This is a genomic window from Micromonospora sp. WMMD1102 (genome assembly GCF_029626265.1).
In the GTDB taxonomy this organism is placed as follows: domain Bacteria; phylum Actinomycetota; class Actinomycetes; order Mycobacteriales; family Micromonosporaceae; genus Plantactinospora.
In genome coordinates, this window is the sequence record NZ_JARUBN010000001.1 from 6933535 (window position 1) to 6946367 (window position 12833).

At 68.0% G+C, this 12833-nt stretch carries 15 protein-coding genes; all 15 read right to left on the bottom strand.

Translation table 11 applies throughout. The features are described 5' to 3' along the window. Positions 1 to 3: 3 nt before the first annotated feature. The 15 genes from O7626_RS31360 to O7626_RS31430 all read right to left on the bottom strand — a co-directional run bounded on the left by O7626_RS31360 (position 4) and on the right by O7626_RS31430 (position 12831). Positions 4 to 723, bottom strand: coding sequence for a hypothetical protein (locus O7626_RS31360; protein ID WP_278064634.1), 720 nt, complete (start codon positions 721 to 723; stop codon positions 4 to 6). Further along, entirely contained in the window at positions 720 to 1796 is a 1077-nt protein-coding gene (locus O7626_RS31365; RefSeq protein ID WP_278064635.1) for a DUF5047 domain-containing protein, read from the bottom strand. The genes O7626_RS31360 and O7626_RS31365 overlap by 4 nt, the downstream gene beginning before the upstream one ends. Further along, entirely contained in the window at positions 1793 to 2572 is a 780-nt protein-coding gene (locus tag O7626_RS31370) for a hypothetical protein (RefSeq protein ID WP_278064636.1), read from the bottom strand. Before O7626_RS31370 ends, O7626_RS31365 begins: the two co-directional genes overlap by 4 nt. Beyond that, the gene (locus O7626_RS31375; protein ID WP_278064637.1) at positions 2572 to 4116 is read right to left on the bottom strand and encodes a hypothetical protein; all 1545 of its coding nucleotides are present in this window, start codon (positions 4114 to 4116) and stop codon (positions 2572 to 2574) included. The genes O7626_RS31370 and O7626_RS31375 overlap by 1 nt, the downstream gene beginning before the upstream one ends. Further along, a complete protein-coding gene (locus O7626_RS31380; RefSeq protein WP_278064638.1) occupies positions 4116 to 4559 on the bottom strand; it encodes a hypothetical protein in 444 nt (147 codons plus the stop codon). The genes O7626_RS31375 and O7626_RS31380 overlap by 1 nt, the downstream gene beginning before the upstream one ends. A gap of 158 nt (positions 4560 to 4717) precedes the next feature. Next, the gene (locus O7626_RS31385; RefSeq protein ID WP_278064639.1) at positions 4718 to 5020 is read right to left on the bottom strand and encodes a hypothetical protein; all 303 of its coding nucleotides are present in this window, start codon (positions 5018 to 5020) and stop codon (positions 4718 to 4720) included. 9 nt (positions 5021 to 5029) lie between these two features. Further along, on the bottom strand, positions 5030 to 5317 hold the full coding sequence (locus O7626_RS31390; RefSeq protein ID WP_278064640.1) for a hypothetical protein: 288 nt from the start codon (positions 5315 to 5317) through the stop codon (positions 5030 to 5032). Positions 5318 to 5373: 56 nt separating this feature from the next. Continuing rightward, on the bottom strand, positions 5374 to 5790 hold the full coding sequence (locus O7626_RS31395; RefSeq protein WP_278064641.1) for a hypothetical protein: 417 nt from the start codon (positions 5788 to 5790) through the stop codon (positions 5374 to 5376). Between the two features lie 9 nt (positions 5791 to 5799). After that, positions 5800 to 6180 (bottom strand): hypothetical protein, encoded by a 381-nt coding sequence (locus tag O7626_RS31400; RefSeq protein WP_278064642.1) that lies wholly within the window; start codon positions 6178 to 6180, stop codon positions 5800 to 5802. Beyond that, complete coding sequence (locus O7626_RS31405; RefSeq protein ID WP_278064643.1) at positions 6177 to 6536, bottom strand: hypothetical protein; 360 nt, start codon at positions 6534 to 6536, stop codon at positions 6177 to 6179. Before O7626_RS31405 ends, O7626_RS31400 begins: the two co-directional genes overlap by 4 nt. Position 6537: 1 nt before the next feature. Continuing rightward, positions 6538 to 6924, bottom strand: coding sequence for a hypothetical protein (locus O7626_RS31410; RefSeq protein WP_278064644.1), 387 nt, complete (start codon positions 6922 to 6924; stop codon positions 6538 to 6540). A 23-nt stretch (positions 6925 to 6947) separates the two neighbouring features. After that, positions 6948 to 10100, bottom strand: coding sequence for a phage portal protein (locus O7626_RS31415; RefSeq protein ID WP_278064645.1), 3153 nt, complete (start codon positions 10098 to 10100; stop codon positions 6948 to 6950). A 79-nt stretch (positions 10101 to 10179) separates the two neighbouring features. Beyond that, positions 10180 to 11646 carry a terminase gene (locus tag O7626_RS31420; protein ID WP_278064646.1) on the bottom strand — a complete coding sequence of 489 codons (1467 nt, stop codon included), beginning with the start codon at positions 11644 to 11646 and terminating at the stop codon, positions 10180 to 10182. Between the two features lie 103 nt (positions 11647 to 11749). After that, positions 11750 to 12139 carry a hypothetical protein gene (locus O7626_RS31425; protein ID WP_278064647.1) on the bottom strand — a complete coding sequence of 130 codons (390 nt, stop codon included), beginning with the start codon at positions 12137 to 12139 and terminating at the stop codon, positions 11750 to 11752. A 485-nt stretch (positions 12140 to 12624) separates the two neighbouring features. Continuing rightward, positions 12625 to 12831: a hypothetical protein gene (locus O7626_RS31430; RefSeq protein ID WP_278064648.1), complete on the bottom strand. Its 207-nt coding sequence runs from the start codon at positions 12829 to 12831 to the stop codon at positions 12625 to 12627. Positions 12832 to 12833: the final 2 nt, after the last annotated feature.

Here is a 12833-nt window from a genome sequence, read left to right on the forward strand (position 1 = left end):
CGACTATCGCCTCCAGGTGATCGTGAGGGTGAACGCGGGCGACCAGGAACCCCGGCCGGCGAACCGGACGTACGGCGACCCGTCGGAGTCGTAGAACGCGATCCCACCGGCGGTGCCGTTGACGAACGCCTGCGCCCACGACGTCGGAATGTCGAACGCGGACGCGGTGGCACCGACCGCCAAAGACGGGCCGGCGGAACTGGACGTCAGGGTCGGCGACCCGGACGGGCGGGTCGCCTCCGTCATCAGCCGCATGCTGGTGGACTGGGCGGCGTAGGTGCCGGCCGAGATCCGGCGCACCCGGATACGGGCGTCGGTGACCGTGGCCCCGTCTAGGCTGCGCGGCTTGCTGCCGTAGAAGACGGCACCGATGTGGTTGCCCCAACCGCCGTATTCGCCCTGGTAGACGTCGGTGTTGTCGGTACGCCATCCGTAGCTGCTGCGATACGAGCGGGTTTCCACCGGCGACACGACGAGCGTGCCGGTCGTGACCGACGGCTTCGGCTGCGGCGAGCCTTCGGGGTCGGTGGCGGCCGGGGCGGCAGAGTAGGCGCGGGCAAACGCGAACCACTGCGCCCCGACCCGCTGCACGACGACAACGTCACCGGACGCGACGGTCAGATCCCGGGCAACCTGCACAGTGGTCGAGATGCCGTTGACGAGGGCGGTCACCGTCGACCCGGACTTGTTCGCGGTCGCGGTGGCCAGCAGTGCCCCGTTCACGTCAGGCTCCGAACGGTGAGCTGCTGCGGCCCGTCGGCGGTGTACGGCAGTGACAGGGCTTCGACGGAGCACAGCAGGTCGGGGTGGTCGACGGTGGAGACACGGACCGTGTCACCGGCCTGCAAGCCGGGGTGCGGCACCATCTCGACGTTCAACTCGACGGCGGTCTCCCGCATCCGGCGGGCAAGGATCGTCGCGGCGGCCGAGCTGCACTGACCGGCCGTGGTCAGCAACGGGCTCTCGTAGTAGAACGGCACCGGGAGCGGGTTGAACGGGCCGGAGATGCGGGTCGGCCCGCTCTGCGCGTACGCGACGCCCTGGACCTGACCACCGTCGGAGGCGGTACCCCGGGCCACAACCACGCTCGCCGCGCCGTCACGGGACGATCCGCCGGTCGCCTCGATGATCGTGCCGCCAGCCAGGTCGGTGATCAGCAGCACCGAATCCTGCGACTGGACGGCCGGAACAACCGACAGGTAGCCGTCCGGGGTCACCATCGCGTCCGCTGGCCAGGCGTCGAGGAGTTCCATGACAGCCCCGAGCCTGTCGTCGTCGAAGTTGAGGCCGGACGGCACGCTCCGGTCGGTCAGCGCGGGGTCGACCACGACCGTCAGGGCGGGTTCGACCAGGCCCCGCAGCGTCGACACGAACGTCCCGGAAGGCTGGTACGGGGTGACCAGTCGCGCCTCGTCGATCAGGGCAAGCAGGCCGACCGCCTCGACGGACACCGAGTCCCCGTCGACCGCCGACTCCTCGATCAGGAACCAGCCCCGTTGGAACCACTCCACCGTCCCGCCTGCCAGTTCGATCCCGAGCTGCACTCGCAGCCGTTGGCCGTTCGCGGCAAGCGGATGGTCGGCGGCGATGGGTGTCCACGACTCGCCCCGGTAGCGGCGCGGCACCGTCAATGTCACCCGCTCTGGCACGTTCGACGTGCGGTCGGTCTCCTCGCCGCCGCTGTCGACCGGCACCGCATCGGACAGCAGTTCGTCGCCGAGCCACGATTCGACGGCCAGGTGCATCCGGTACGACCGGGTCAGCACATCCTGGGCAGCCTCCGACAGTTCGATCATGAGAAGTCCGCCTGAGCAATGTCCAGCAGGGTGGCGAAGTCATCACTGACGTCGTCGAGGGTGAGCCCGTCGTACGCATCCGCGACGTCTTGGAGCGTGTAGCCACGGGCTTCCAGGGTCGGCGCCCACGGCTCCACCTCGACGACATCGAGGGTCCAACCCCGGCGGGGTGAACGGCTGTTGCTGGGCAGCAACCAGCGCATGCCGTAGCCGGTGACATTCAGGTAGGCGTCGATCTGCTCGTAACCGCCCGGCTGCCGGATCTGGATCGTGCCTTCGGTCGCGGCTTGGAGCAGCGCGACCAGGTTGTCCCGCTGCTCCGGCGACTCGGTGATCAGGTCCAGCGTGGTGGAGAAGCCGGCGAAGCCCCGGGACACGACAACGTTACGGCCACCGGCCCGCAGAACGCTCGCCCCCGCGTCGCGGGCCGGCTCACCGTAGCTGTAGATCAGCACCTCTGCGGACAGGCCGGTGATCGCATCGGACACGGCAACCTTCCCGCCGGGCAGGTCGTAGGTGGTGGCGCTGGTGGTGTAGGTACTAACGCCGTTGACGACGGCGACATAGGCCACGGGTACGCCGTACGGGAGTTCCGCGTCGATCCGGAGAAAGCTGGTGTCGCTGACGGACAGTTCGTAGCCGTCGCGGATCTCGGTCCGTTCACCGTCAACAGACCGGTACACGATGATCGTGTCCCCGAGCGTCAGGCCGGTGACGGAGACCAGGACGCGGGGCGGGTACGACGCCTGCTCGTCGGCGGTGATCGCGACAGCCATCAGCGCCGTCCCACCCGAGCACGCCACGTCTGCCGGCGTTGCATCCGGCCTGCGACCCGGGCCGTCCGGGCGTCCAGTTCCTCCGTGCCGACGTAGACGCGGACCTCAGGCTGCATCATCGACTTCGTCTCCCGGTTGGAGTACACCCGGTCGGGGTTGTTGCCGCCGCTACCAGCCGCGATCAGCTCGGGGCCATTCTCACCGGCGAGGTACATTCCGCGCGCCCAACCGCCGGTGGCGTATCCCTGCTTCCGCAGGGCGTGCGCGACAGCCGACGTGTTCTTGCCCTTGTAGCCGGTGACCCGGACGGCGACGTTGACGCCGACGGTCTTGTCATGAATCCCGTTCAACGCCTTGTTGACCTTGTTGCGGAACACCTCGAACTCGTTCGCGGCCTTGGTCAGCTTCGGGCCGAGGCCGGGTATCCAGCCGAACGCCTTCGCCGCCCCGGTGACCACCCAGTCGAGGGCGTCAAGCACGGTGAGGATCGCCGACCGCACCAGTCCACCGAAGCCGATCCAGACCGTCCGCGCCCACGAGTAGAACTTGGTCAGCCAGCCGATCCACATGCCGAGCGTGGCCAGGCCAATCCCCAAAATGTTGACCATGTCGCCGAGGAACTGAGCCGACTGCGGCGCGTTCGCGGAGATGTTGTCGAAGAACTGGGAGATGTACACCCCGAACTGCGGCAACACCTCGGCCAGCTTGTCGAACAGCGGACCTGCCCGCTCGACAGCGGCAGCGATCCCCGGAAGCGCCTTCTCCGCCATCGACGCGAGCGCCGGAGCGAGCTTGTCGATGTGCGGCGCCATCTTCTCGAACATGTCGGCGAAGACCGGCATCACCCGACCGGCCGCCTTCTGGAAGGTTTCCAGCGCCCGCGTGACCGGCTCAATGAACGGGGCGGCGGCGTCGCGCAGGCTGAAGTTCTTCTTGTTGTAGGCGGTCGCCTCGTCGAGGGCCTTCTTCGCCTCCCGCAGTTCGGCGGCGGCCCGCTTCTTCGCCTCCCGGCCGGTGGCCTGCGACATCCGCTCCTGAGCGGCTTTGTAGTTCTCTTCCAGGTCCGCCGTGTCGATGTCCAAGAACCGGTTCTTCAGGTTCTCGGCGGCCGTCTTCACCTTCGGTGACTTGGCAACCAAGGCGATCCCGCCCGCGATGACACCGCCACCGAGGCCGAGCATCACCCCGGAGGAGATCGCGGCGGCGATGACCGGTGCCGCCGCTGCCGCCGCCGTGGCGAGCACCGCGACCAGGGCGCCCTTGACCACCGGGCCGGCTGCCGAGACAGCGCCGGAAATCCCGGACATGATCCCGGAGCCGACCTTGCTGGCAACCCCCATCAGACCGGCGAGCGCCGATGCCGCCCGGCCCGCCCACTTCTTCGCTGCGCTGTCGGAATTCGACCACGCCTCGGCCTTCTTCCGAACCTTGTCGGTCTGCTTACTCCACGACCGCATGACCCGCTGGGCAACCCTCGCCGCCGCCGACAGGCCCTTGGTGGAGCCATCGAACTTGACCTTGACCGTCTTCTGTCCGGTGGCCATCAGTCGGCCCACCTACGGATGACCCGGTCAGCAGCCTTGTTCCACTCACGACTGATCCGGGGTTGCTCGTCGTCGACCGTGCGGAAAATCCAGTACGACCCGGAGCCAAGGTGCGGCTTGAACTGGCGGTAGAAGTTGGCACCGAACTCGGAGCCGAACAGCAGCTTGAACGCCGGCTTACGGTTCCGGCCGAGCCGGCGCGTACCACCTGCGACGATGACCGGCACCCGGTCCCGCTGCGCCTTCACGGTGCCGGCCAGCAACGCAGCCTGACGGCCTTCGGACCGGCCGGCGGCTGCGACCTTCGGGGCAAGGGTTTCGGCCAGCGCCAACGACGCGTTGCGCAGTTCGTTGTTCGCGTCCTTCGGCAGATCCCGGAACGCGCGGATCACGTCCCGGGCGCCGTCGAGCCGGAGGGTCACCACCAGTGAAGACTTGGCCATGACCCCCTCCTATCCACTCATCTGCCGGCCGTCGGGGTCCTCCCGGCTCCGGGTTCGACGGTCCGCCTGGTCGAGCAGGTGGAACGCCGTGTCGATCCCCCGCTGACCCATCTCGATCCACGCCATCGGCGGAATGCCGGTCCGGATGGCCAGGGCGATTACGTCGTAGTGGAGGCTGCCTGCGGGGTAGGGTCCAGGCGGTCGCCTGCCTCGTCCTCGTCGTCGACCAGTTCGACTTCGTGGGCGGCCTCGAACTCGTCCAGCCGCCCGGCGAACAGCGACGCCCGCCGGGCGGCGATCCACGCGAGTTTGAACATGTCCGTCATCAGGAAGTTCTCCGGCTCCGACAGGGCGCCGACGGACTTGCCCTTGGTCGTCTTCTCCCAGTGCAGGATGTCCCGGCTGCCGGCGGTGACCTTGTACGGTTCGCCGTTGTCGGGCGTGACCTGGAACGTGAACACCACGGCCTCCTAGAAGCTGACGACCGCGCGGTCGACGTCGGTCTGCGCGGAGTAGTTGACGTACGCCCGGCCGGCGTCGGCTGAGTCGCTGGCCTGGCCGAAGGTGCGCCGGGGCAGCGGGCCGATGAGGCGGGTGTCGCCGGCCGGCACCGCCACGATCAGGTCCTCCAGATCGAGGCCGTCTTGCCCGGCCGTGGCCAGGACGGTGACGTTGATCGACCCGCCGGAGCCGTTGACGACGTACAGCGCGACCTGGCCGCAGTCGACGATGTCCCCGTCAGCGGTCGGCTCGGTCAAGTCCGGCTCCAGGCCAGTCAGGACGATCCGCTGCGTGGTCTGCGATACGCGTGCCATCACGCACCGACCCGGGCATAGACGGGCTTGCCGGCGACCTGGAGGGTGACTTCGGTCTGCTCGGTGGCCCGGGACTCGCCGCCGACCGACGGCGCCCGGACGTAGAGCTGTCCAGTCCACTGGACGTGCTCGGCCGGGATGTTCGGGTGATGGTCGAGGGTGAAGTCGACCAGCTCCCCGTCGTGCTGGGTGAGCCAGTCGGAGATGCCGTTCTCCCGCCAGTCGGAGAAGAACGTCAGCTCCAACGCGTAGTCGGGGTCGGTCTCCTCGCGGAACTCCCCGTCGGGGCACTGGGTGTACTGCTTCTCGCCGTCTTCGGAGTTGTTCTGCATCGTCCAGTTCTGCACCTGGCACTCGAAGCTGACCGAGTCCAGGGCAAACTCGATTTGCTTAAGCCTGCGGTTGTGCGGTGGCATCGGTGTCTCCTACAGGCCGACGTCGACTTGGATCTCGTAACAGGGCAGTTCAGCCGACGACGCCTGGTAGGCGCCCGGGTCGGCCTGGATGACGGCAGCGGACGGCACGCTGTCGATCGCCTCAGCGACCGCCGGCAGGTACCCCCACAACACTTCGAGAGCCCGCTCCCCGGCCGCCGCGATCACGTACACCAACCACCGCGCGTCGGTCGGCGCTCCCACACAACCGGTCTGCCAGGCGAAGCGGGGTGCGCTGAGAACGACCGCCGGAGGTTGAATGGCCGCGCCCGGACCGGCGATGTCCCGGTACACCCGCAACCCGGTTGTTCCCTCCAGCGCCTTCAGTGCGTCGTACAGGTCATTGGCCGCGTTCTTGATCTCGTCACTCATCCGCACACCCACTGCTGGTGGCGGCCGATCTGCAATAACCGCTCGATGTCCGGATCGAAGGTCGGTACCCGGGACGCGCCCATCTCCGCCATCTGGATCAGCGCGTCCGGTGAGCGGCGGCGGGTGTGCCACCGGCTGGCCAGCCGTAGTGTGCCGAGGACCAGATCCGGCGAGACGTCTTCAAGGTCGGACCCGAGGTCACCGTCGAAGTTGACATCGGACCGGACTCGTTCGACGAAAGCCACCGACGCGTCGAGAACGAGTTGGAGACGGTCGTCATCCTGCCCGCCGTCGTCCTCGAACTCCGGCCCCATGTCCTGCTTGAGGTCGGTAAGCGTCGGTGGCCACGTCGTCATGTCAGGACTTCCGCGACCGGCCGGACGGCTTCGTCTTGGTGTCCGCCTTCGCCCGCTCCGGCGGCTTGGCCTTGTTGAACTCTTCCGCCGTCGCCTCACGGGCGTCGTCGACCCCGGTGCCAACGTACCGCTTGCCGGTGAACGGGCTCACCGTGCGGCCGGTCCGCTCCAGCTCGTCTCGCTGCCCCTCCGAAAAGGTGAACCTCGGCTCGCTGGAAACGGCAGACGTGACCGGCTGGCCGACTTCGGCCAGTTGCTCCCGCAGTCGCGCGTTCTCGGCCCGCAACCGGTCCAGTTCGGTCTGCTCCGTGCTGTCCGGTGCAGACCCGGTCGGCGGCTGCTCCGGCGGATTCTGGTCGCCCGTCGGCTGAGTGGTCGTGGATGGCATGTCGCCGCTCCCTCTCTGGTGGCTCAGGCCACCGGGTCGTAGGTGATCTCCCGGACGCCCGCGATGTCCGTGATCGCGGTGGCCTTGTAGCCCCAGATGGCGAGGTCGACGTACGCGACCCGGTACTGGAACTCCAACTGCTGCGGCGTGGTCGCCCAGCCGTGCACCGACTCCCGATCGAACAGGTAGCTCGACGCGACGACGCTGCCGGTCGCGGCCAGCGCCCACGCCGGAAGCATCACCACGCCGTTGACGTCGATCGCCGAGTACCGGCTCGACGTGGTGCCGGACGCGTTCATCGGGCCGATTGCCGGGTAGAGGCGCCGGTTCTGGCTGTCCTTGGCGGCGACGAGCGCCTTGTACAGGTCGATCTGCGCGAATCCGGTGTCCATGGAGAACCCGCCCCGGATGAACTGGAGCGAGGCGAACGCGGCCGTGATCTCACTGTCGAGGGTCTGCCCGGTCGTGCCGCCACCGGCGGTCAGCGCGATGGCGGTCGGCGACGCCGCGTCGAGCACCGCCACGGCGGCGGCCTCCAGCGCCTCGTACCACGCCTTCTGCATCTGTCGCCAGATCAGGCCGGACAGTTGCGGGTTACCGCCCTGGTCCCAGGCCACACGGGTGATCTCCACCTTGCCGGACACGGGGGTCGGGGTGATCGTCTGCGAGGTGGCGGTGTACGTGCCGGGGGTCGGCTCGGTGTCCTCGGCGTGGTCGGCGACCAGGCCGGACGCCGAGTTGAACTTGGGGATGACGAACGGGGTCGCGTCGGCGATCGTGCCCTTGCTGATCGCTTCCCACATCGGGTAGCGGTACGACCGCTGGTCGACGAACAGGTCCGGCCGGGGGCGGGCCGGGTTCAGGGCGGCGGCGTCGGCCTTGTCGACGTCGAACTGCGCTGCCGCTTCCTGCTGCTCGAACTGGTCCCGCATGAACTGCTCGGCCCGCTGCCACGCCGTCTTGTCGCCCTTGCTGCCGGCGATCAGGTCGGTGGAGAAGTCGAAGGCACCCTTGGTGAGGTTGCCCTGCCGGTCGAACGAATACGGCGCCGGCTCGCTGACGGTGACGGTGGTCCGGCGGGTCGGGTCGACGACCGCCCGCTGCTCCGGCGCCGGCTGGGCCGGCGGAGTCAGGTTCGGCACGCCGAGCAGGGCTCCGAGCTGACCAGCCTTGATCAGACCGTCGACCTGCTCCGCCGACAGGGTCAGCGCACCCGACGGAGGTGCCGGCTGGTCCGGGCGGGGCGGCTGTTGGGCGGCGACGAGCGCCTGAATCGCGCCGGGCCGGGACAGGAGCGCGGTGATCTGGTCCTGGTTCAGGGCCAGACCCTCCGGCTGCTGGTTGGCCGGCGGCTGGTTGGTGGGAGCGGTGCACGCCACGCCCTCCGCGTGGACCTGCCCGCAGGTGGTGCATGGCATGGATCGGTCTCCGTTTCCTCGGGAGGCAGCCACTTTCGTGACCCTCGCGTCATCGAATGCGGGCAGCGGGGTCGACGACGTCTCGCGCCAGGTCGCGCGCAGCACGTCGTACACCTGGTCTTTCTCGTTCCACTCGACGTCGCCGTCGTCTGGGTTGAGCGAGAAGTCGACGCCGATTGAGAGGCCGTCGTACAGACCCTCTTGGGCGTCGTAGAGAAGCTGGTCTCGTTCCAGCCGGGCCGCTGACCCCTCGGGGCCACTGAGCACCGACAGCTTCACGATCGGGCCACGCTTGGTGTCCTGCACCGACAGCGTCACGCCGACCGGAGTGTGGTGGTCCTTGAGGTGCTTCACCCGCGACACGTCGACGTACCGAAGCGACCCGGGCCGGAACCGGAACTTCATCCCGTACTTCTTGGCGATCTTGTTGTACGGGACGGCCAGGCCAGTGATCGTGCGCTTGTCGACGTCGACCTTCGGCGGCTCAACCCCGTCGGCGAAGTCCATGCCGGCGAACGTCATCGCCGCGCCCTGGTCGTCGGCGAAGGAAACCATCGTGTCGACCGACGCGTCGGCCCCGCTGCGGGCGGTAGCGGCGTCGGTGGCCGGAGCAGGTGTGACCTTCGGCTTCGGCGGCGGACCGGACAACCCTGCCAGCGTACGAACCTCGGCGCTGTCGATCGCATCCATGTCGTAGAGGCCCCTCCAGTACGCGACCTGGCCAGCCGGGTCCGGCTTCAGGTAGTCGGTCAGGTCGAACCGCACCGTGTAGCCGGGCCGAGTGACGTCGTCCATCGACAACCGGTCGGTGATCGCCCGCATGAACGGGCCCAACACATCGTTGATCTTGTTCCGGCGGCGGTCGACGTCGTTCGCGTACGTGCGGCTGGTGGTGCTGATCCCCAGTTCCTCCGGGTCGACCCCCAACGCGTTCGCGATCTCCAACGCGGCCTGCTTCTGCAACTCGACCAGTTGCAGCTCAGCGGGCGACGGAGTGTCAACGGAGTGGTACTTCAACGCCCACGGGATGTAGGCGGTGCTGCGCTTCTTCCGTGCCGCACGCCACTTGGTCAGGAACTTCTCGACCTTCGTGTCGTCGGCCGGATCAGCGCCCTCGGCGGGGGTGAAGTAGTCCAGCGGGCGCGGGTCGTCGGCGTACATGGCGGCGGCCTGGTCGAGCAGGATCGCCTTTCGGATCGCCCGACCACCCGCCTTGCGTACCGGCGGGTTCGGCGAGTCAAACCGAATGATCTTGCTGGCTGGTGTCCACGTCCCGTCAACCCACACACCCGGCGTTCGGGGGTCGTAGCCGGACGGCAGCGGGGCCGGTGAGCGACCCTTGGGCGGATCCACCGACACCGTGCCGACGTCGAGGTGCCGAACCTTCGTCGGGTAATCGTTCCACCCGGTCTCCAGCACCAACCACCACGAGATGCTGTCGAACAGCAAATCCTCGATCGTCTGCGTCAGGGTGACAACGTTCGGCACGTCCGGATCAAGCTGGTCAAGGAGCGGACTTCGGACCACCCGCCGGTCCGGGGCGTACTGCTGTAGCGGCAGCGTCGCCACCGCGCAGACCAGGTTGCGGCCCTTCTGAACCGCAGGCACCGACAGCGCCTCCGAACGGCTGACCGCCGGGATCGCGCCCATGCCGGCCATCTCCATGATCAGCCGGTCGATTGGGCGTGGCTCCGACTCCTCGGCGGAGAACGCGTAGGGCAGCCCGAAGAACTGCCCGACCGCCCGCCAGAAGCCCATGTGTAGATCATTGCAGCACGGCAACTATCTGCCAAACAGATGATCCGGCCGGATGACCTTTTTTGAGCAAGACTTTCGGTCAGTCCTCGTCTTCGTCGGAAGCTGTCACGATCCGTAGACCACCGACCGGCGGCGGCAACGTCCGCGCCAGGTGGGCGGCACCAGCCGTCGCGTACAGGGCATCGACGTGTGACTCGCCACCACGGGCGAACACCCACACCCCGCCCCGCTTCAACCGCTCCGCGCCCGCCACCTGCCCGTTCAGCAGCGGATCATCCGACTGTGCGATCCGCTGCGACCGGATCTGCTCCTCGAAGCCCATGCACACCGCCGGCACCTCAGCCTTGATCGCCTCCACCTTCACGCCACGCGGCGGCCACCGCCGGCCGCCAGCATCGTTGCGTTCCGCCATGTCGGCCGTGAACGCCGCCGACGGGCCGTTCGGCAGCCAGCCGAGGACCTGCGGCCGCACACGGGCGATAACGTTCGGCAGCTCGCGGCGAAGGTCGTCCACACACGTCGGCCCGTCCCACGCCGCCACGACCTCGACCCGCACCCGATCGTCGAGCAGAACAGCGGCAGCGGCCAACGTGGCGTGCAAGCCATCGGGAGCGAGGTCCAGACACAGCGCGATCCGGGACCGGGCATCGTCGAGAGTGCCGACGTCGAGGCACGCCGACCACAACCCCGCGTTGATCGCCGGGTTAAGGATCTTGACCCTGATGCACATGACCTCGGTCTGGAACTCGGTCAGCGCCTTACCGCCGGTTTTCACCGCGCGACGGGCGTCGGCGAGCAGATCCCGGGCCTTCTGTCCGCGCCGGTTCATATTCGGGTTGGCCTGCCCCAACGCGAACACGTCCAGCGGGTCCGCGTCTGGCGCGGCGGAGTACTCGGCGAGGAACGTGTCGGTGTCCGGATCGTGCGGCACGTACTCGGTGCCGTCGGGCAACTCGTCAACCAGGGCGTCGCGAAGGTCGTTGAGCACCGCACTGCGGTCCGATCCGGCGTTCGACAACAGCCACGCCTGCGCGTCGTCGATCGACCCCATCGTGCGGACCGAGGCACCCCACGCCGAGTAGTCGGTGTGCTGGCGCAGCTCGTCGAGAGCGAGCCGGTTCACCGACAGGGACCGGCCGCCCTCCTCGTTGCTGGCGTCGATCGCGTAGCTTGACCCCCACGGCTCACCGGCCGCCGTCCGGGCCGGGGCGAACATCTCGATCTCGCCATTCGCCTCCCGATACCAGCGCCGACCCAACATCTGGTCAAGCCCGGACTGCTCTATCAGCTTCAGGGACTTCTTCCACAGCTTCTTTGCCATCGGCAACTTCGTGCTGGTAGCGAGGATCTGCGGGACCCGCTCGACGAACATCCAGTACGGCACCAGCACGACGACGATCTCGGACTTGCCGTTCTGCCTGGCCACGATGATCAGCCGGTACTTGAACCGCTCCCGGCCGTCGGGCAGCAGCTCCCCGGCGTGGATGACCGTCCACCGCTGCCACGGGTCGTACGGATGCGCCAACACATCCCGCGCGAAGTCCACCTGGTCAAACCCGATCGACGTCTCTGGGGTGAGCGGGCACCCGCACCCGCACGGACCGGGTGGACCGGTCACCAGCGGCGGGGTCCACAGACGCGGCGTGGTGCTACCCAGCACCTTGTCGACGTCGAGCGCGTCGCTTCGTGAACTCGTCGAGCTGGGCAGCGACAGGGTTCCCACCCGAGGCACCTCCCTTCACCGTACGGCCGGCGGCGGTCATCCCCAACGCGGTCAGCGCGGCCAGCAGCTTCGGGCCAAGGTCCGATGCGACGCTGTGTGCCGCCAACGCCTGCTCGATCTTCGCCATGTGATCCGGCGCCTTCGGATCACTCGACTCGGTGACGGCCAGCCGCAACGCCCGCAACGGCGCCTCATACTTCGCCAACGGCACCGCGTCATCGATCAGCGCCGCATACCGCTTCGCGAGCGCCACCGCCCCGCCGTCCTGCTTCTCCGGCTTCGCCTCCCGCAACGCAGCGGCGAGCGCGCGTGCCATAGGCCCCTGTGTCGTCACGCTGCGTCCCTTCCTTACTTACTAGTCACTTAGCGTCGCTAAGCGACCCCGGGGAGAGAGAGGACAGAGGGACGTGGATGTCCCCACCCCATCTGACCAGGGAAAACTCAGTCTCGCTTGCAAGCCTCTGACCTGCGGATATGTAGGGTGTCTTCATGTCCATGGTCACCATTGTGTCCTTGGTCGTGGTGGTGGGTCGGGTGCGGCGAGTGGGTCTCCGACCTTGAGGTTGCATGGGGTGCAGGCGGCCATGGCGTTGTCCCAGGTGTCGCCGGCTGCTTTGCCGCGTGGGTGGTGGAGGCAGTCGGCTTGGCCGAGGCAGTGGCGGGGTTCCCCTCGGCGGGTGTACCAGGTGCCGGGTAGGGCGAGTTGGCACCGGCCGCCGTTCACCTGCTGGTTGTGTAGGAGGACGGCGGCACGGAAGCGCCGGTAGCGCCTGGTGCTGCCGCCCTTCCATCCGTGGGACATCAGCCGAGTTCGCAGGCGAAGATGTCGGGGTGCTGGTCGATGAACTCTTGTCCGGCTTTGTGCATGGCTTCTTCGAGCTGGTTGAAGATCCAGTCGTGGTAGCTGTCGGCGCCGGATGCTTCGGCGGCGGCGAGTTGGTCGGCGGGCCAGTGGTCGATGTCGCGGGTGGTGGCGCCGAAGGTGAGTACCCGTAGTTCTCCGCTCATCG

Bases quoted from the DNA above. Each gene is read 5' to 3' on its own strand.
- O7626_RS31365 (WP_278064635.1), bottom strand. From the start codon at position 1,796: ATGATCGAACTGTCGGAGGCTGCCCAGGATGTGCTGACCCGGTCGTAC.
- O7626_RS31430 (WP_278064648.1), bottom strand. From the start codon at position 12,831: ATGAGCGGAGAACTACGGGTACTCACCTTCGGCGCCACCACCCGCGAC.
- O7626_RS31400 (WP_278064642.1), bottom strand. From the start codon at position 6,180: ATGAGTGACGAGATCAAGAACGCGGCCAATGACCTGTACGACGCACTG.
- O7626_RS31370 (WP_278064636.1), bottom strand. From the start codon at position 2,572: ATGGCTGTCGCGATCACCGCCGACGAGCAGGCGTCGTACCCGCCCCGC.
- O7626_RS31415 (WP_278064645.1), bottom strand. From the start codon at position 10,100: ATGGGCTTCTGGCGGGCGGTCGGGCAGTTCTTCGGGCTGCCCTACGCG.
- O7626_RS31410 (WP_278064644.1), bottom strand. From the start codon at position 6,924: ATGCCATCCACGACCACTCAGCCGACGGGCGACCAGAATCCGCCGGAG.
- O7626_RS31395 (WP_278064641.1), bottom strand. From the start codon at position 5,790: ATGCCACCGCACAACCGCAGGCTTAAGCAAATCGAGTTTGCCCTGGAC.
- O7626_RS31425 (WP_278064647.1), bottom strand. From the start codon at position 12,139: ATGGCACGCGCGCTCGCCGCTGCGTTGCGGGAGGCGAAGCCGGAGAAG.
- O7626_RS31405 (WP_278064643.1), bottom strand. From the start codon at position 6,536: ATGACGACGTGGCCACCGACGCTTACCGACCTCAAGCAGGACATGGGG.
- O7626_RS31375 (WP_278064637.1), bottom strand. From the start codon at position 4,116: ATGGCCACCGGACAGAAGACGGTCAAGGTCAAGTTCGATGGCTCCACC.
- O7626_RS31380 (WP_278064638.1), bottom strand. From the start codon at position 4,559: ATGGCCAAGTCTTCACTGGTGGTGACCCTCCGGCTCGACGGCGCCCGG.